At 59.2% G+C, this 19,168-nt stretch carries 11 protein-coding genes; 8 read left to right on the forward strand and 3 right to left on the reverse strand.

Annotation, left to right across the window (positions count from 1 at the left end; genetic code table 11):
• Genes AB433_RS13790 through AB433_RS13805 form a run of 4 tightly spaced genes read left to right on the forward strand, consistent with a single transcriptional unit; the run spans position 1 to position 4,008 of the window.
• Entirely contained in the window at positions 1 to 669 is a 669-nt protein-coding gene (locus tag AB433_RS13790) for a CpaD family pilus assembly lipoprotein (protein WP_311735594.1), read from the forward strand.
• A 17-nt stretch (positions 670 to 686) separates the two neighbouring features.
• Positions 687 to 1,961: a CpaE/TadZ family protein gene (locus AB433_RS13795; protein ID WP_047821772.1), complete on the forward strand. Its 1,275-nt coding sequence runs from the start codon at positions 687 to 689 to the stop codon at positions 1,959 to 1,961.
• A 60-nt stretch (positions 1,962 to 2,021) separates the two neighbouring features.
• Complete coding sequence (locus AB433_RS13800) at positions 2,022 to 2,993, forward strand: type II secretion system F family protein (protein ID WP_047821774.1); 972 nt, start codon at positions 2,022 to 2,024, stop codon at positions 2,991 to 2,993.
• Positions 2,994 to 3,012: 19 nt separating this feature from the next.
• Complete coding sequence (locus AB433_RS13805; RefSeq protein ID WP_047821776.1) at positions 3,013 to 4,008, forward strand: type II secretion system F family protein; 996 nt, start codon at positions 3,013 to 3,015, stop codon at positions 4,006 to 4,008.
• Positions 4,009 to 4,118: 110 nt separating this feature from the next.
• Here AB433_RS13805 and AB433_RS13810 read toward each other — a convergent pair whose 3' ends face one another.
• Positions 4,119 to 4,583 carry a MarR family winged helix-turn-helix transcriptional regulator gene (locus AB433_RS13810; RefSeq protein WP_047821778.1) on the reverse strand — a complete coding sequence of 155 codons (465 nt, stop codon included), beginning with the start codon at positions 4,581 to 4,583 and terminating at the stop codon, positions 4,119 to 4,121.
• Between the two features lie 466 nt (positions 4,584 to 5,049).
• Between AB433_RS13810 and AB433_RS13815 the strand changes: the two genes are divergently transcribed.
• A complete protein-coding gene (locus tag AB433_RS13815; protein WP_169749363.1) occupies positions 5,050 to 8,136 on the forward strand; it encodes a TonB-dependent receptor domain-containing protein in 3,087 nt (1,028 codons plus the stop codon).
• A gap of 101 nt (positions 8,137 to 8,237) precedes the next feature.
• A complete protein-coding gene (locus AB433_RS13820; protein WP_047821783.1) occupies positions 8,238 to 10,232 on the forward strand; it encodes a tetratricopeptide repeat-containing sulfotransferase family protein in 1,995 nt (664 codons plus the stop codon).
• Here AB433_RS13820 and AB433_RS13825 read toward each other — a convergent pair.
• Complete coding sequence (locus AB433_RS13825; protein WP_047821785.1) at positions 10,229 to 10,987, reverse strand: 2OG-Fe(II) oxygenase family protein; 759 nt, start codon at positions 10,985 to 10,987, stop codon at positions 10,229 to 10,231. The two genes, AB433_RS13820 and AB433_RS13825, sit on opposite strands and share 4 nt — an antisense overlap.
• Before the next feature lie 264 nt (positions 10,988 to 11,251).
• Between AB433_RS13825 and AB433_RS13830 the strand changes: the two genes are divergently transcribed.
• Both AB433_RS13830 and AB433_RS13835 read left to right on the forward strand, forming a co-directional pair.
• Positions 11,252 to 14,446 carry a TonB-dependent receptor domain-containing protein gene (locus AB433_RS13830; protein ID WP_047821787.1) on the forward strand — a complete coding sequence of 1,065 codons (3,195 nt, stop codon included), beginning with the start codon at positions 11,252 to 11,254 and terminating at the stop codon, positions 14,444 to 14,446.
• Between the two features lie 153 nt (positions 14,447 to 14,599).
• Positions 14,600 to 16,405, forward strand: coding sequence for a tetratricopeptide repeat-containing sulfotransferase family protein (locus AB433_RS13835; protein WP_053059179.1), 1,806 nt, complete (start codon positions 14,600 to 14,602; stop codon positions 16,403 to 16,405).
• A 30-nt stretch (positions 16,406 to 16,435) separates the two neighbouring features.
• Here AB433_RS13835 and clpB read toward each other — a convergent pair whose 3' ends face one another.
• Entirely contained in the window at positions 16,436 to 19,015 is a 2,580-nt protein-coding gene (gene clpB / locus AB433_RS13840; RefSeq protein ID WP_047821789.1) for an ATP-dependent chaperone ClpB, read from the reverse strand.
• Positions 19,016 to 19,168 lie beyond the last annotated feature (153 nt).

Here is a 19,168-nt window from a genome sequence, read left to right on the forward strand (position 1 = left end):
ATGACGAAAATCGCACAACAGTCCGCCCGCAAGCCGGCGTTCCGCCCGATGGCGCTGGCCCTTGTTTCCGCCCTCGCCCTGTCGGGCTGCATCGGCGGCGTTCCCACCAACCGCTCGCTCTATTCGGAAAACCAGCCGGTGGTCAGCCGCACGAACTATGTGTTCGACGTGCAGACCAGCGCAACGGGCGTTCCCAGCAGCGAACAGCGCCGGTTGACCGACTGGTTCGACGCGCTGGAGCTTGGTTACGGCGACAAGGTATCGGTGGATTCCAGCGGGATCAGCGCCGCGGCGCGTGACGACTTGTTCGCACTCGCCGATCAGGAAGGCTTTCTGTTGAAGGAAGGCGCTCCGCTGACCGAAGGCATGCCCGGCGCAGGTGTGGCCCGCGTGGTCGTCACCCGTGCGGTGGCAACCGTGCCGAACTGCCCGAACTGGTCCGCCAATTCGGACTCCAACCCAAACAACGCGACCAGCCCCGGATACGGCTGTGCCGTCAACGGCAATCTGGCGGCGATGATCGCCGATCCGGAAGACCTGCTGCGCGGTCAGCGCGGCACGGGCGAAACCGTCGTGATGACCAACACCAAGGCGATCGACGCCTATCGTTCGGCCGAACCGACCGGCGGTGGCAACACCGTTACCGCGGTCGCATCCGACAGCAAGTAAGGCAGGAGGTAAGTAACATGAACGCTCCCTGGAACGCCGGCTCTGGCAACAGCGACCGCGACGCATTCGCCGCCTTTCTGTGCGACGAAGCGACGATGGACGTCGTCCGCAACACCACGTCCGAACTCGGCCTGCCGCACGAAAAATGTCACAAGGGGGGCCTTCGCAACGCTGTCCAGACCCTTTCGGTTTCGGCCAGCCCGTCGATCCTGCTGGTCGACCTGTCCGAATGCGGCGACCCGCTGAGCGACATCAACGCCCTTGCCGAAGTCTGCGAGCCCGGCACCGTCGTGGTTGCCGTGGGTCAGGTCAACGACGTGCGCCTCTATCGCGATCTTACCGCCAGCGGCATTCAGGATTACCTGCTCAAGCCGTTGACCGAAGATGCGCTACGCGATGCGCTGATCCAGGCACAAGCGAGCTTCTCTGCACCGCGCGTCAGCCATGACAACGGCGCGGCCCGCGATCACGTGATGACGGCGGTCGTCGGCACCCGTGGCGGTGTCGGTGCCTCGACCATCGCGACCTCGCTCGGCTGGATGTTCAGCACCGAACACAAGCTGCCGACCGCGCTGCTCGACCTTGACGTGCACTTCGGCACCGGCGCGCTGACGATGGATCTGGAACCCGGTCGCGGCCTGACCGATGCAATCGACAACCCGTCGCGCATCGACGGACTGTTCATCGAACGCGCCATGGTACGGGCGAACGACAACCTGTCGATCCTGTCGGCAGAGGCCCCGATCCACACGCCGCTAATGACCGACGGTTCGGCCTTTGTACAACTGGAAGACGAGTTCCGCCAGGCCTTCGACATGACCGTCGTCGACCTGCCGCGCAACATGCTCATCAACTTCGCGCACATCCTGAACGGCGTGAACACGCTGGTCCTGGCAACCGAACTGACGCTGGCCTCTGCCCGCGATGCGATCCGCATCCTGTCGTGGAGCGCAAGCCATGCAGAGCACATGCGCACCATCGTCGTCGCCAACAAGGTGGCGCAGGGTGCTGGCGAAATCAGCCGGGCCGACTTCGAAGCCTCTATCGAGCGCAAGATCGACTATGTCATCCCTGCCGACGTCAAGGCGGCGACGCAGGCGGCAAAGCTGGGCCAGGTGCTGGTCGATGCCAACCGCGCCAGCAAGGCGTCTATCGCCCTGCGCGATCTGGCCCGCACGATCGTCGCTTCGGGCGGCGATGCCGACGCCGGAAAGGCGAAGGGCGGCAGCAAGGGCTCGCTGATGGACAAGTTCAATCTCGGCTCGGTGCTGGGCGCAAAGCAGAAGGCCTGATCGGGGCGCACGCCCCCACACGGCACCGTGCCAACCGGGACTACGTAGAGGACGAAGACGATGGATATAGCGCAAATCGGGGTAATCGCCCTTGGCCTGTTCGCGATCATGTTCATCGCCTACATCGCGCTTTACGGTTCGACCGCAACGCGTGCGCAGACCAAACGCCTGCAGCAAATCCGTTTCCGCCATTCGGAAAACGGCGCGGCCAAGGTCGAGGCGCAGTTCAAAAAGGCGGTCGCCGCCCGCCGGATGCGACCCCACCGCACCGCCGGGGCCGATTCGCGCATTGCGGCGCTTTCGCTGCGGCTTGACCGCACGGGCAAGGACTGGACGGTTCAGCAGTATCTTTACGGTTCGGTCGGGCTGGGCGTCATCGTCGCCGCCTTGGTCATCCTGAAATTCGGCGCACCGTTGCTGGGCCTCGCGGTTGGCGCGATGGTCGGGGCCGGTTTGCCGCACCTTGTCGTGAAACGGCTGATCGCCAAGCGGACCAACGCCTTCAACGTGAAGTTCCCCGACGGCATCGAACTGCTGGTCCGTGGCCTGCGTTCGGGCCTGCCGGTTACCGAGACGCTGGGCGTCGTCGCAGGCGAAGTTCCGGGCCCGGTGGGCGAAGAATTCCAGATGGTGGTGGACCGGGTAAAGGTCGGCAAATCGCTGGATGACGCGCTGCAGGAAACTGCGGACAAGCTCGACCTTGCCGAATTCAAGTTCTTCTGCATCAGCCTTGCCATTCAGCGCGAGACCGGCGGTAACCTTGCCGAAACGCTGTCAAACCTTGCCAAGGTGTTGCGCGACCGTGCGCAAATGAAGCTGAAGATTCGCGCCATGAGCTCCGAAGCCAAGGCATCGGCCTATATCGTCGGCGCCCTGCCCTTTGTCGTCTTCATCATGGTCTACATGCTGAACCCCAAATACCTGGGCGGGTTCTTTACCGACGATCGCCTGATCGTGGCCGGTCTGGGCGGCATGGTGTGGATGAGCATCGGCGCATTCATCATGTACAAGATGGTCAGCTTCGAGATCTGAGCGGGAAAGGCACGAACCCATGAATAATCCCGCAGGCCCCACGCTCCTTGGTTTCGACATCATCATGGTCGGGACCATCCTGGCCGGCGTTGCCGCGCTGGCCGCGATGATGGCGGTCTATGCCGCGGTCACCGTCCGCGATCCGATGGCAAAGCGTGTCAAGTCGCTAACCGACCGTCGCGAAGATCTGAAGGCCGGGTTGATGGGCACGGTCAACGTGCGTCGTTCGATCCGCCGCAAGACCGACGTGACGAACAAGATCCGCGATGTGCTCGGTTCGCTGCGCATGTTGCAGGATTCGCAGATCGCGACGATCGAACAGAAGCTGATGCACGCCGGTATCCGCCGCAAGGAACTGGCCTATGTCGTCGTCGCCGCGCGTCCGGTGCTGATGATCACGCTGGGCTTGCTGGCCGCAACGGCGATCTATTGGACCGATACCTATCCCACATGGGGCTCGACGCGCCGGTTCATGTCCTTCGCGGCGGTGTTGATTTTCGGCTACAAGGCGCCGGACATCTACCTGAAGAACCTTATCGGCAAGCGCACCACGGCCATCCGCAAGGCACTGCCCGACGCGCTCGACCTGCTGGTCATCTGCGCCGAGGCCGGCCTGACCGTCGACGCCGCTTTCGGTCGCGTCGCCAAGGAACTGGGCCGCGCCTATCCCGAACTGTCGGACGAATTCGCGCTTACCTCTATCGAACTGTCGTTCCTGTCCGAACGCAAACAGGCCTTCGACAACCTGGCCTATCGCGTTGATTTGGAGGCGGTGAAGGGCGTGACCACGACGATGGTCCAGACCGAACGCTATGGTACGCCGCTGGCATCGGCACTGCGCGTGCTGTCGGCCGAGTTCCGCAACGAACGCATGATGCGGGCCGAAGAAAAGGCCGCGCGCCTGCCCGCGATCATGACCGTGCCGCTCATCATGTTCATCCTGCCGGTTCTGTTCATCGTGATCCTTGGCCCGGCGGCCTGTGCCATCTCGGACACCTTCCTCAACAGAGGTTGAGCGAAGGCGAGAATCCGGAACGAAAAAGGGCGGGACCGGTATGCCGGTTCCGCCCCTTTTTCATTGGCCCTTGTGGATCGCCCAGCCGCGAGCGGCTGCCGATGCCTGCCTCAGCTGATATCCGAATCGCGAACTTGCGCGAACAACTTGTCCAGAATCTTGCGCAGATTGCGCTGCTCTGCGGGGGTCAGGCATTCGAGAAGCCGGTCTTCCATACCCAGCGCCAGCGGCATGATCTGACCATGCATCTCGCGCCCCGCGGCGGTTAACTCCAGCATATGCGAACGCCCGTCGTTATCGTTCGGGCTGCGCTCCAGAAGCCCGCGATCGACCAGAACCTTGCAGGCGCGGTGCACGGCAACCTTGTCCATGAACGTCGCACTGACCAACTGTCGCTGCGTCAGGGCACCGACATCGCCGAGCACAGCCATGACTCGCCATTCCGGAACGTTCACCCCGAATCGCGCGCGGTATTCAACCGCGATGCGGTTGCTGACCGCGTTCGACGTGATCGAAAGGCGGTACGGCAGAAACTCCGACAATCGTGGCGGCGATTTGGGGCTGGTCTGGGACATAAGGAGGCTATTACGAAATATTTTGCTTATCGCAAAGCTCTTGTACTTTCGATGCGCGCAAGAGGCATTCATGGCACAGAAAGTTGCATATGCTTCTAGATTTAAGTGGCACCGGAACTTGAACGTCGGCTCAACTTTCTGTGCGATGCTTGTCAGACAACGAAGCTGCTCAGCGAGCAATCTGCTTTGCTCGATATAAACTCCTGTTTATCATCATTCTTTCATTAGCCTCATCGTTGCTATTGACACAAACCTATACGCCCCTTGTTTCAGCCAAAACCAGCTAGGAGAGCAGTCAGCTATGTGCTGTTCCCGCAACAGTCCCGCTAATTTCGTCTCCCTGGTAACCAAATCGCTTTGCATTGAGCTGGCTTGGTGGAAGTAACGGACCATGACCCGAGGCGCATGTACGTTAGGGCAACAACTCCGCCTTATCGGGCGGATTAGACAAGGGACTGACCAAATCATGACCACCAGCACATTTCGCAAGCGCATGCTGCGGACGGGCTCGGCATTGCCGACTCTTGCGCTGCTCGGCGCGGGCGGCGCAATCGCGACGCCCGCGTTCGCGCAAGATACGGCAGAGGCTCCGGCCGGCGACGCCATCATCGTCACCGGTTCGCGCATCGTTCGTCCGAACCTCGAATCTAACAGCCCGATCGCGGTTGTCGATGGCGATGCAACGGTCGAAAATGCCGACGTTACGCTCGACACTTACCTAAACACGCTGCCGCAGGTTAACCCGGCCGGCACGACCACGTCGAACAACCCCGGCAACAATGGTCAGTCCAACGTCGACCTTCGCGGCCTTGGTTCGAACCGCAACCTCGTCCTTATCGACGGTCGCCGCCCGATGGTGTCCTCGTCCAATCAGGACGTCGACCTTAACACCATTCCGCAGGGCCTGATCGAGCGAATCGAAATCGTCACCGGCGGCGCCGGCGCGATCTACGGCGCCGACGCCATCGCCGGTGTCGTCAACATCCGCATGAAGGACGACTTCGAAGGTCTCGACCTTCGCGGCACCTACTCAAACAGCATTGGTTTGGGTACCGGCGATGCCGAGGAATATCAGCTCAGCGGCACAATTGGCGGCAATTTTGCCGACGGTCGCGGCAACATCGCAGTGGCATTCGAACATGCGGAGCGTGAAGGTCTGATCAAGTCGCAGCGCGATTTCTCGCAGCAGGCGACGTCGACCACGCGCACCTTCCCGACTGGCCGACTGGTTGAAGGCAACAATGCAATCCCGCAGGACGCAATCGACGCGCTATTCGCCACCTATGGTGTGACATCGGGTGCGCCGACTTCAGGCGCTTCGAACATCGCTTTCAACAACGACGGTACGCTGTTCGGCACGGGCATTTTCAACAATCCGGAAAGCGTGACAAACTATCGCTATCCGACGGGTTCAGGCGCGAACGCCAACACGAACTTCTTCCCGGATTTCTACACCTATAACTTCGACATCATCAACTTGCTGGTGTTGCCATTGGATCGCGATTCGGCCTTCGGTCGCGCGCATTATGAAATCAGCCCTGCGGCTGAATTCTTCGCGCAAGGTTCGTGGACCGAGTACAACTCGGCGACCGCGCTGGCGCCGACCCCGGTCAGCACCTCGATCAACAACCCTGCAAGCCAAACCTCGCAGCGCAACGCGGTTTCAAGTCTGGTTGAAGTTGGCTCACGCGCCACGGCATTCGTTGTACCGGTGACCAACCCGTTCATTCCCGATGACCTTGCCACGCTGCTCGCAGCCCGCACCGGCGATAACACTCAATTTGTTGGCAGCGGGGCGGACGAACCTTTCCAGATTTCGAAGCGCTTCCTCGATGCCGGTCTGCGTCAGCAGAACTTCAACACCGAAGTGCTGCAGGGTCTGATCGGCCTGCGCGGCGAATTTGCACCGGGCTGGAACTACGAGGCCTATGCCTCGAAGGGCAAGACGACGATCACCGCCGATCTGCAGGGCAACGTCAACGTTCAGCGTGTGCAGGAACTGCTCGAAGCGCCCGATGGCGGGGCGTCGATCTGCGACGGTGGCTTCAATCCCTTCGGCGTTCAGCCGCTCTCGGCCGACTGCCTCGACTATGTGAAGGAAGCGGCGTTCACGACGACCGAATTCACGCAAGACGTCTATCAGGGCTACATCACCGGCGAACTGTTCGAACTACCCGCCGGCCCGATGTCGATGGTGCTTGGCGCCGAACACCGCAAGTTCAAGTATTCGTATGACGCGGGCACGCTGAACGGCCCGATCGCCGGCTTCAACACCGGTACCGATGACCTTGGCACCAACACCTTCACCGACTTCTTCGGCGAACTGCTGGTTCCGCTGGTCGATGGTGGCTTTGTCGACTCCGCCGAACTGTCGCTGTCCGCTCGTCGTTCGACTAGCGACTACAACGACATCCAGAACGGTATCGACGGAGAGAAGAAGGATTCGTGGGCCTATGGTGCAACGCTCAGCGTCGCGCCGACCCAGGACCTGCGCCTTCGTGCCAGCTACCAGCGTTCGGTCCGCGCACCAAACTTTGGTGAGCTGTTCTCGGGCGGCGGCGCGTTTCCGCAGTATTTCGATCCCTGTTCGGCAAGCACCAACTTCCGCCAGAGCGGTGGCGAGGCTGCTCGCGACCTCTGCATCGCCACGGGCATCGATCCGGGTGCTGTTGACAACTACCAGCAGACTCCGGGCAGCCAGGTCTATCTGGGAACCATCGGCAATCCGGACCTCGATCCTGAAACCTCAGACACCTTCACTTTTGGCGGCGTCTTCCAAGTTGCGGGCTTCACCGGATCGATCGACTACTACAACATCAAGGTGAAGGACGCGATCCTGCTTCCCGATCCGAACATCATCATCGCAGGCTGCTATGGTTATCTCGGCCAGAACCCCGACCTGAGCTTTGATAACCAGTATTGTTCGTACGAAGGCGACAGCATCCTTTCGCGTTCGCCTGACATCAGCTTCATCTCGGTCCCCGAGGAGCTGGGTGGCGACGGTTCGGGCTACTTCCAGAACATCAACCAGGGCACGATCAAGACTTCGGGCATCGACTTCCAGCTCGGCTACAAGCTACCGACGGAATTCATTGGCCCGGAATCGAGCATCGATTTCAACCTGCTGATGAACTACATCATCGACTACAAAGTCGAGGAACTGCCCGGAGTAGTCATCGACTATGCCGACACGGTTTCCTACTTCGGCGCAAATCTTGGAACCAGCTTCCCGCGTTGGAAGGGTAACTTGCAAACCAAGGTGAACTTCTCCGACAATCTCGCCCTCGATACGCGTCTGCGCTACATCGATGGGATGAAGAACCGCGCATCGGTGCAGTTCGAAGGGGAAGAGTTCAGCGGCGTGGATTCCGTGATCTACGTCGACGCCGCTCTGGAAGCGAATGTCGAGAACTTCACCTTCCGCGTCGGTGCGAACAACCTGTTCAACAAGGGGCCGGAACTCTATGCGCCGAACGTGCAGTCGGGTACCGATCCGTCGCTCTACGACGTCATCGGTCGCCGGGGCTATGTCTCGGTCCGCGTGAAGTACTGATCGCTTCGCACGATCGAAGAAACGAGAAAGGGGGCGGGGAAACCCGCTCCCTTTTTCTTTGTCATTCATATCTTGCTGTGAACACGATAGATCAGGGTCCTATGAACGACATTGCAACATCGATGGATCGCGCGGTGAAAGCATTTCAGCGCGGCGATTTCGCAACCGCCCGGGATATTGCCGCACGGGCCCTGAAATCACAGCCTTCAAACGTCAACATCATGCAGTTTCTCGGCATCGCGCAGGCCCAGGCTGGTGACAAGCGGGCAGGCTTGGCTACTTTGCAGCATGCCCTCCGTCTGAATCCGCACAATCGCCAGCTGCGTCTGAATGCGGCGCGGGCGGCGCTCGACGCGGGCCTCGCCGCGATGGTGGCGGATTTGTGCAAACCTATGGGCAATGATCCGCATGCAGTGCAGCTATTGGCCGAAGCAGACAAGTTGGCGGGCAACGCCGGTGACGCGATGTCAACATATGCAAGGCTGGCGGACTTACAGCCCAACGACGGCAAAGTGCTCAACAATTACGGTAACGCCTTGCTGGAAGCAGGCGAGACGGAACGCGCGGTAGAAGTCTTGGAAAGGGCTGCCTTTCACATGCAGGACGAACCGCAAATCTGGCTCAATCTTGGTCGCGCAAATTCGATCTTGAAGCGGTTTGATCGTGCCGAGATTGCTTTCGATAGGGCTATCGCGCTTAATCCCACTGATGCGCAGGTGAATTTCGAGCTTGGCAAGTCCCTGTTCCGGCACGGGAAGGCCGAACAGGCTCTGATCCGCCTGTCCGAAGCGGCGCGCGGCGGTATTCTCGAACCGCAGGTCTTCGTCCTGATCGGCCTGTGCTACGTCTCGCTCGATCAAAGAGAGCAGGCCGAACAGGCCTATCGCATGGCACTGCGCCGCGATCCAACTTACGATCGCGCGATCCTGACGCTTGCGATCCTTTACGAGCAAGGCAATCAGCTAGAAGCGCTGCGCGACCTTTATGAAGAGGCCCGCGACCGCAATCTGACGGGTGCGAACATCACCTATATCGAGGCGCTCGTCCTGCGCCGTGAAGGCAATTTGCAAGCTGCTCTCGAACTGGCGCAGCAAACCATGCCCGAAGGCGTAGATTCAATCGTCCGGTCGCAATTTATCGGACAGGTCGCGGATCAACTCGGCGACACAGATACCGCCTTTGCAGCCTTTTCGGACATGAACGCTGGTATGGCCACAAAGCCAGAGGCCTTGCGGTACGACGGTACCGAGCACCGCCGCTTTATTCAGTCCCGAACAGGCCTCGTCACATCCGACTGGTTCGAAAGTTGGAAGCCGGTTGAGATCGCAGACGACCGTGCGGATCCGGTCTTTCTTACGGGCTTCCTCAGATCGGGAACCACTCTCCTCGATACGATCCTTATGGGCCACCCTGACACTGACGTGCGTGAGGAAGAAGAGATGGTGGCCGTGTTGGAGCGGCAGGCAGGCCCAATCGAAAACCTTGGCAACCTGGATGACCCGGCAATCGGCAAAATGCGGGACAGCTATTTCGCCGAGGCAGCCAAAGGCGGCGCTCTCCACCCGGACAAGATGTTGATCGACAAATACCCGCTAGCAACTTTACGGGCCAGTTTTATCCATCGCGCATTTCCCGATGCACGCTTTATTTTCGCCCTGCGCCACCCCTGTGACGTAGTGCTGTCTTGCTGGATGCAGAACTTCAGAGTCACACGGGCGATGGCCAGCTTTTTGACGCTGGAAAATGCAGTAGGGATGTATGCGGCGGCAATGGAACACTGGATGCAGGCACGCGAAATTTTACCGTTGCGCGTTCATACCGTTCGATACGAAGACATGATTTCCGATCTTCAGGGCGAAATGCGTCCCTTGCTCGACTTTCTGAATCTGGAGTGGGACGACCGCATACTTGATTACCGCAAGACTGCGAGCGACCGCGGCTATATCCGCACGCCGAGCTATGCGCAGGTCACGGAAAAGATGTATTCACGCGCGAGCGGTCGCTGGCAACGCTATCGCCCGCAGCTTGCGCCGATTCTCGATACATTGGCACCTTGGGCCATCCGGTTCGGTTATCCCGATCCGCGTGACATTTAAAAGAATTGTCCACCCGTGGCGCGCAACCACCCAGTAATCGAAAGCCTAGGCCCGGGTGCGAATGTGCTGACCTGTGAGACTGAATGTAGTCGGGGCACCTTGAATAGTCGCAGTGCGTTGAAGCGAGGCACATACATTTCTGCCGCCTGCTCGTCGGACGAATGAAAAGCCAACAGTCCGCCATGCTCGATCCGCCAATCACGACTTAGTGACAGAACGTAAGCAGCATGGCGATTCTTTCCTTCGACATCGTCATCGTGTGCGGTCAAGAAATGGCCGGGGTCATAGGCGGTTGCGTGCATGTCCGCGAAATCAACTGTTTGAGGCAGACCGAGCTGGTGGAAGAATGTCTGAACTTGTGCCGAAGACATGAACCGCGCGAAATCGTTTAGAACAGAATGATCGCCCTTGCGGTCATTTGCGTGGTCCGGCACGCGAAGGCTCCGGTATCGATATTGGAACCCGGTGCCGGCAGCTTCCCCGATCAATCTCTCCAATTTTTCTTTCTGGGCGTCAGACAAAACTTTGAACTCTGAGGCTGAAATCTCATAGTCCTTAGCTCCTGAGTTGAAAACCTCAAGCCAATCGGACCTCACCCCAAGATGTCGTTCCAGCACGGCTGCAGAGTCCGCATTGAGAAAGGGAGCCATTTCGACAAACCCTCGTCGTTCGAATTCCGCCCTCAGCGAATCGATATCCGCTCCGTCCGACAATTGGAACAAACTCACCTCGCATTCCCAAGCTTCGAGTTTCATACCTATTTGGGTGCATTAAGCCGAGAACGAACGATGCTGACGCATAGCGCTGGCTGGATGCAAAGCCAATTGGTTACATATGTTGCTAATTAGCAACAGCCGCAAAGGTTGTGCCTGCCAGTAACTCTTTCAGATTGATTACGAACGTAACGAAAGGCAGTTTCTGCTGCAAGCTGTACGAAAGCAGCAGCTGCGTGCATTCGGATCATGCACTCTAAACGTGGCGCGGACTCTTTATCCGACCACAATTCGGGGACTGAACTCATGAAAATCAATACGATCGCCACTCGCGGGAAGAGCGCAATGCTCGGCGGCGCTGGCGTCATTGCGCTTTCCATTGCGGCGTTTGCAGCGCCCGCCTCTGCCCAGGACGGTATCACGGACTGTGCCGATCTAGATGGTGACGGCGTTTGCGATCCTGCCAGCACCGGCATCAACGCTGATGCTTCCACTGCCGAACCCGGCACCATCGTCGTGACAGGTTCGCGCGTTCGTCGCGACAACTTCGATACGCCGAATCAGGTCAACGTCATTACGCGCGAAGACGCCATTCTCTCAGGTGCCACTTCGACCGCAGAAGTGCTCCAGAACTCGTCTGTCACATCGGGTACGGCCCAGATCAACGGATCTTTCCTTGGCTATGTTTCCGAAGGTGGCACTGGCGCGAACACCGTCGGCCTTCGTGGGTTCGGCTCTGCTCGCACCCTGACCCTGCTGAATGGCCGTCGGCTGGCTCCGGCCGGCGTTGGCCCGGAACTGGTTGCCGCCGACCTTAACGTCCTGCCAAGCGCTGTCGTTCAACGTATTGAAGTGCTGCGTGAAGGCGCATCGTCTGTCTATGGCTCCGACGCTATCGCTGGCGTTATCAACGTCATCACCGACACGAAGGTCGATGGCCTGACTCTCGACGGCTTCACCGACCAGCCGATCGCACACGGCGGCGGCGGCCGGACCTATCGCCTGTCGGCTACTGCCGGCAAGACGTTTGATCGTGGCTACATCACCGGCTCTGTCGAATATCGCGAGCGGACCGGCCTGCAGCTGAATGACCGTGACTCGATCGGCAATTGCCCGCGCAACCTTTTCTATGACCCGGAGACGGGTGAGGAAATCGGCCAGATCGATCCGAACACCGGCGAGCTGCAGTGTTTTCCATACACTACCGACGGTGGCAGCGGCACGGCGAGCGGCTATGGTATCTTCTACACCTTCTCTGGCTCCGGTCGTCTGACTTATGACGAAGATGGCAACATCTCCGTCGTCAATGGCCGCGATCGTGTTGGTCCCAATCCGATCCAGTACAAGGATGATATTATCGCCCCGGTCAAAACGCTGACCGGATATCTTGCCGCAGGCTACGAGATCGAAGCGCTGGGCGATGCTGAAATCTATACCGAAGCTCTTTTTACCCGCCGCAAGTCGAGCTATTCGTACAGCCGCCAGCTGTCGATCGACTTTAACTCGCTCGACCTCAGCACCATCGAAATCTACGGCGGCAGCTATGACGGCACCCCGCTGTCGGAGTATGGCTATCCGACCAGTCCGTTCTTCCCGAACGTGCTCGCCGATGCCGGTGTGATCGCTTTCACGCCTTTCATCCAGCCAAACCGCCTGTCGAAGAGCAAGCAGGAAGTCGATTTCATGCGCTGGAATGGCGGTCTTCGCGGAACACTGTTCGGCGACTGGCGCTATGACGCAAACCTTCAGCTTTCGAAGACGAAGGGTACGGCCGGTCAGCCACAGGTAACGATCGATCGCTTCAACAATGCGCTTTCGACGGTCATCGCACCCGATGGGACACCGGCCGCACTGACCGTTAGCCCGGTCGAAGGGCAGGCAGGTTTCGGCAACACCTACACCTGCACCTCCAACGTTGATGATGAGGGCAACTTCATCGCAGGTTCGACTTGCGTTCCAATCGATCTGATGGGCCTCGCCGCGCTGCGCAACGGTGCCATTCCCGACAACCAGTACAACTACCTGTATCAATATGACGAAGGCGTGAGCAAATTCCGTCAGATTACGGCATCGTTCATCGTCGATGGTCCGCTGTTCGAACTGCCCGGTGGCACGGTCAACGTGGCGCTTGGTTTCGAACACCGCGAAGACAAGATCAACGACGTCCCGTCTGCCGATACGATCAGCGGCAACGTTTATCGCTTCAGCACGCGCGGCATTACCAAGGGCAAGGATAACGTTGACGAGGTCTTCGGCGAAATCAACCTGCCGCTCATCTCGGACAAGCCGTTCGCGCGCCTGCTCGAACTCAGTGCCTCGGGCCGATACACGAACTATGCGTCATTCGGCTCTGACTTTACTTACCACCTGAACGGTCAGTGGGCACCGAACGACATCATTCGTTTCCGTGCGAACTACGGCACGTCCTTCCGCGCGCCGAACCTGTTCGAACAGAACGTTGCTGATCAGTCGGGCTTCTATGGCTCGGGCGTCGATCCGTGTAATGATTTCGCTGGCCGCTATAGCCCCGGCGATACGATCTATGACAACTGTTTGGCCGTGCTTACGCCTATTCTTGGCGTCGATGATCCCGAAACGCCTGACGTTGTCGAAGGTGCGTTGGCATTCCTGTCGACCTCTGGTCCCGAAGTCATTACCCAGGGTAACGCTTCGACTCTCGATGCCGAGACTTCAACGTCCTACGGTATTGGCGGCGTCCTTACGATTCCGCTCGGCTCGACCGATTTCTCCTTCGCCGTCGATTATTGGAACGTAAAGGTTAAGGGCGAGGTCGCCACCCTTGGCAACCTCATCCTGTCGCGCTGCTATGAGGCAGAGGATTTCCCCGACAACTATTACTGTAACTTGATCGGTGATCGCCTGCCGGCAAGCGACTCGCAGCGGGGTAACCTCGACACCTTCTTCAACCCCTACCTCAACGTCGCCCTGCGTCAGTCCGAAGGCATCGACTTCGACGCGCGGCTTGCGACTGACTTAGCAGGGGGCGAACTAGTAATCCGCTCGACGGCCACCCGCATGCTGCATCAGTACTACCAGAGCTTCGAAGAGTCAGAACCCTTCGATTACAATGGTACGCTGGGCACGCAGGGCTACAACGCGGGTCCGAAGTGGGTCGGTGACCTGAACTTCAAATACACCTTCCCAAGCGGCAATTTCGTAGTCAATTACGGTGTCGACTTCGTCGGCCCGCAGGACTCGTCGATCTTCGGCGAAGGCGAAGTTGCTTCATTCCTCGGAGAGGTTGCGCTTGATCTGAAGGCAAAGTCCTACTTCGAGCACGGCATTTCGATGCAGTGGAAGATCCAGGATCTTGGTCAGTTCACGCTCGGCATGAACAACATCTTCAATGCCAAGCCGCCGATCATCTCGGACTGCCCCAGCTCCGGCTGTAGTTATCCGCGCGTTGGCAATCGCTTTAACTCAAGCGCTTATGATCTAATCGGTCGGTCACTCTTCCTGAATGTGACGCGCACGTTTTGATAAAATGGGATACCGGTCGCCCGGGCGATCGGTATCCCATTTGAAAAAGGGCGGGGCGAAAGCTCCGCCCTTTTTTTCTGCCGACGATCCTGCGAGGGTGCAGGGCACTTCTGGCAGTCACACCAAACCGCCATCGCAATTAGGAACGATCTGATGAATTCGGGCCAGATGCCTGACCGAGCCTACGATCAGGCACTTCGCGAAGCGTTCGCGCAAACCAAAACCGATCCAGCAAATGCTGTGGAGGCGTTTCAGGCACTCGTCGCGCAGAAGCGCGAGATGGTTGCCCTGCGCGGTCTTGCGCAAGCGATGCGCCTGTCGGGGGACGAGATGAGCGCAGGTCCGTTAGAACTCGAAGCTATCGCAATTGGCATTAAACGACCGTCCTTTGCTGAAGCGCAAGCCGCATTTCTTGCGGATGATTTCGAGACAGCTGAGGTCGCTATTCGCGCCCATCTGAGAACGGACCCCGCCGACCCCGCAGCTGCTCTCATGCTCGCAAAAATTGCCGCCAGCTGCAATGCAACGGTCGAAGCGGACAACCTTTTCAAGCGCGCAATTCTATTGGCGCCGCATTACACAGAAGCGCATCTCGCTTTCGCCAAACATGCACGGGAAACAGGACGTTACGAACTGGCGCTGGAAGCTTTGAACCAAGTTCTTCGACTTCAGCCCGACCAACTGAACGCGTTGGCGCTCAAGGCATCCGCCCTCGAACAGTTACGTCGTTTCGATGAGGCCGACACGGCATTCACAGAATTGCATCGACACCACCCGAAAAACGCACGGGGCTGGGCCAACCATGGGTTCATGCTCAAGACGGTGGGACGGCAGAAAGATGCGATCAAGGCGTACCGCACCGCCATCGGGCTTGATGTCAGTTATGGGCTGGCTTGGTGGGGGCTGTCGAACCTCAAAACCATTCGTTTCGATCAGCAGGATATTGCAGCGATGCAAGCGGCGTTGCAGACCGAGCAGATGTCAGCAGAAAATCGGCTCCACATGCTCTATGCATTAGGCAAGGCACTTGATGACAATGCTAGATTCGAGGAGGCCTTCCGTACCTTTAGCGAAGGTGCCGCTATTCGTCTTAAAGAAGTCCCATATGATCCCGATCAGGTGACGCAACACACGAACAAAATGCGCGAAACGTGCACACCGAAGTTCTTCGCCGATCGTGCCGGATGGGGGTCAGAAAGAAATGACCCGATTTTCATAGTCAGCCTCCCTCGATCGGGGTCGACGCTTGTGGAACAGATACTCTCAAGTCATCCGATGATCGAGGGCACGGAAGAACTCCGAGATATCGAACGCATAGCGTTATCGATTGCACCAACCGGCGGCACCGGCGGCTGGCTTGATGTCCTGCCCGGCATGGACCGGGCGCAGATCCGCTCTTTGGGCGACCATTATATCGAAGCAACCAAGCGTTTTCGCCATACCGATCGCCCTTTCTTTACAGACAAGATGCCCAGCAATTGGGTTTTCGCAGCCATGATTATGACGATCCTGCCAAATGCAAAGATCATCGATGTGAAACGCCATCCAATGGGCTGCGGTCTTGCCAATTTCATGCAGCACTTCAATTGGGGCATCAATTATTCGTACGATCTTGGCCATATCGCGAACTTTTATAAAAACAACGTTCGCGCGATTGCGCACCTTGATGCGGTTGCACCCAATCGTATCCATCACCTGACTTACGAATCATTGGTTGAGGATACGGAACGCGAAGTACGCCGACTTCTAGATTACGTCGGTTTGCCGTTTGACGAACGCTGCATGCGCTTTTTTGAGAACGATCGGGCAGTCTATACTCCTAGTTCAGAGCAGGTGCGTTCCCCGATCAACCGTGATGGCATGGAGCGTTGGAAGAGTTACGCGCCTTATCTGGGCGAACTGGAAGAGGCGCTTGGCTCTGTTCTGGATTGCTATCCGCAAACGCCACCGCTTACTTAATATACCAAGCGGTGGCATCTGTTTTGCCGATCACCCCACCGTCATCGCCAGCGCCCCGTCGCCTTCATCGACATGCACTGTGCTGCCATCAGGCACCTCGCCTGCCAACAGCTTCTCCGCCAGTGGGTCCTGCAGGTACCGCTGCACGGCCCGCTTCAACGGGCGTGCGCCATAGACGGGATCATACCCCACCCGGCCCAACCAACGCTTCGCGGCTTCGGTAAGGTCAAGCGTGATCTTGCGGTCCTTCAGCAGCTTCTGCACACGCCCCACCTGAATCTCCACGATCGGCGCCATGTGTTCGGCGGCAAGGCGGTGGAACAGGATGATCTCATCCAGCCGGTTCAGGAATTCAGGCCGGAAATGGGCGCGCACGACGTCCATCACCTGCGGCTCGACATCGTCGACCGTTTGCCCCTCGTCCAGGTTGGCGAGGTACTGGCTGCCGAGGTTGCTGGTCAGAATAATCAGCGTGTTAGAGAAATCCACGACTCGCCCCTGCCCGTCGGTCAGGCGCCCGTCGTCGAGCACTTGCAACAGCACGTTGAACACGTCCTGGTGCGCCTTTTCCACTTCGTCGAACAGCACGACCTGATAGGGCCGCCGCCGCACCGCCTCGGTCAGCACGCCGCCTTCGTCATAGCCGACATAGCCGGGAGGCGCGCCGATCAGGCGGGACACGGCGTGCTTTTCCATGAACTCGCTCATGTCGATGCGCACCATCGCGCTATCATCGTCGAACAGGAACTCGGCGAGCGCCTTGGTCAGCTCGGTCTTGCCGACGCCCGTGGGGCCGAGGAACAAGAACGACCCCAGCGGCCGGTTCGGATCCTGTAGGCCCGCACGCGCGCGGCGCACCGCCTTTGACACGGCGACCACCGCGTCCTCCTGTCCGATGACGCGCTTGCCGATGACCTGCTCCATCTGCAGCAGCTTTTCGCGCTCGCCCTCCATCATCTTGTCGACAGGCACACCGGTCCATTTCGACACCACGCCCGCGATGTCGTCCTCCGTCACTTCCTCGCGCAGCAAAGCGTTCTCGCTCTGCGCCGAAGCCTCTGCCAGCTTGCGCTCCAGATCGGGAATCTTGCCGTAGGAAAGCTCCCCCGCCTTGGCGAGGTCGCCAGCACGCTGCGCCTGATCCAGTTCGATACGCGCGGCATCCAGCTCTTCCTTGATCTTCGCCTCTGCTTGGATCTTGTCACGCTCGTTCTGCCAGCGCGTGGTCAGCTCGCTCGATTGTTGCTCAAGGTTCGCCAGTTCCTCGCGCAGCGCCGTCAGCCGGTCCTGCGACGCGGTGTCGGTTTCCTTCTGGAGCGCCTGCTCCTCGATTTTCAACTGGATGATCCGCCGGTCGAGATTCTCAATCTCTTCGGGCTTGCTCTCCACCTCCATGCGGATGCGGCTGGCCGCCTCGTCCATCAGGTCGATGGCCTTGTCGGGCAGAAAACGATCTGAAATATAGCGGTTCGACAGCTGCGCCGCCGCGACGATCGCGCCATCGGTGATGCGTACACCGTGGTGCAGTTCGTACTTTTCCTTGAGGCCGCGCAGGATCGAGATTGTGTCTTCGACCGTCGGCTCGTCCACGAATACCGGCTGGAACCGGCGCTGCAGGGCGGCGTCCTTTTCGACGTACTTCTGATACTCGTCGAGCGTGGTCGCGCCGATGCAGTGCAGTTCGCCGCGGGCGAGCGCGGGCTTCAGCAGGTTGCCCGCATCCATGCTCCCTTCCGACGCACCCGCGCCGATCAGGGTGTGCATCTCGTCGATGAACAGGATGATGTGGCCTTCGGCGCCCTTCACCTCGTCTAGCACCGCCTTAAGCCGCTCCTCGAACTCGCCGCGATATTTCGCGCCGGCGATCAGGGCCCCCATGTCGAGGCTCATCAGCTGTCGATCCTTCAGGCTGTCGGGCACGTCACCGTTGGCGATGCGCAGGGCCAGCCCCTCGGCAATGGCGGTCTTGCCGGTGCCGGGCTCGCCGATCAGGACGGGGTTGTTCTTGGTGCGACGGGCAAGAATCTGGATGGTCCGGCGAATTTCCTCGTCGCGGCCGATCACGGGGTCGAGCTTGCCGGCGCGCGCCGCCTCGGTCAGGTCGCGCGCGTATTTCTGCATCGCGTCGTAGCTTTCCTCGGCACTGGCGCTGTCGGCCTTCTTGCCGCCGCGCAGGTCGGTGATCGCCGCCTCCAGAGCCTGCGGCGTCAAGTTAGCCGCCTTCAGCGCCTGCCCCGCCGAAGTCGTCGTCGCCAGCGTCAGCGCCAGCAGCAACCGCTCAACCGTGACATAGGCATCGCCCGACTTGGTCGCGACCTGCTCGGCCTGGTCCAGGACCCGCACGGCATCGTTGTTGAGGCCCGGCGTCTGCTGCGCCCCGCCACCAGACACCGCGGGAATTTTGTCCAGCGCCCTGTCGACCTCGCCCTGCGCCAGTGCGGCATTGCCACCCGCGCGCTGGATCAGGCCGCTGGCCATGCCTTCGCCGTCTTCCAACAGGGCTTTCAGAATATGGTCGGGCGTGATCTGCTGATGGTTCATGCGGATCGCCACAGTCTGCGCCGCCTGCAGAAAGCCCTTGGCCCGGTCGGTGAACTTTTCGAGATTCATTGCGTCGTCTCTCCTGAATACCGGCCCTAGATAGTGTTGCACTTTTGCAACACAAGTCTGCCGCACCGCCAAGCCGCAAGATTTACATTCAGCGTGCCCTATTCAAGAGCCTCGCGCCTTGATCGCGCGCAAACAAAAAGGGCGGCAGGATCG

Source organism: Croceicoccus naphthovorans (assembly GCF_001028705.1).
GTDB classification, from domain to species: Bacteria; Pseudomonadota; Alphaproteobacteria; order Sphingomonadales; family Sphingomonadaceae; genus Croceicoccus; species Croceicoccus naphthovorans.

Bases quoted from the DNA above. Each gene is read 5' to 3' on its own strand.
- AB433_RS13795 (WP_047821772.1), top strand. From the start codon at position 687: ATGAACGCTCCCTGGAACGCCGGCTCTGGCAACAGCGACCGCGACGCA.
- AB433_RS13790 (WP_311735594.1), top strand. From the start codon at position 1: ATGACGAAAATCGCACAACAGTCCGCCCGCAAGCCGGCGTTCCGCCCG.
- clpB (WP_047821789.1), bottom strand. From the start codon at position 19,015: ATGAATCTCGAAAAGTTCACCGACCGGGCCAAGGGCTTTCTGCAGGCG.
- AB433_RS13825 (WP_047821785.1), bottom strand. From the start codon at position 10,987: ATGAAACTCGAAGCTTGGGAATGCGAGGTGAGTTTGTTCCAATTGTCG.
- AB433_RS13830 (WP_047821787.1), top strand. From the start codon at position 11,252: ATGAAAATCAATACGATCGCCACTCGCGGGAAGAGCGCAATGCTCGGC.
- AB433_RS13815 (WP_169749363.1), top strand. From the start codon at position 5,050: ATGACCACCAGCACATTTCGCAAGCGCATGCTGCGGACGGGCTCGGCA.
- AB433_RS13810 (WP_047821778.1), bottom strand. From the start codon at position 4,583: ATGTCCCAGACCAGCCCCAAATCGCCGCCACGATTGTCGGAGTTTCTG.
- AB433_RS13800 (WP_047821774.1), top strand. From the start codon at position 2,022: ATGGATATAGCGCAAATCGGGGTAATCGCCCTTGGCCTGTTCGCGATC.
- AB433_RS13835 (WP_053059179.1), top strand. From the start codon at position 14,600: ATGAATTCGGGCCAGATGCCTGACCGAGCCTACGATCAGGCACTTCGC.
- AB433_RS13820 (WP_047821783.1), top strand. From the start codon at position 8,238: ATGAACGACATTGCAACATCGATGGATCGCGCGGTGAAAGCATTTCAG.
- AB433_RS13805 (WP_047821776.1), top strand. From the start codon at position 3,013: ATGAATAATCCCGCAGGCCCCACGCTCCTTGGTTTCGACATCATCATG.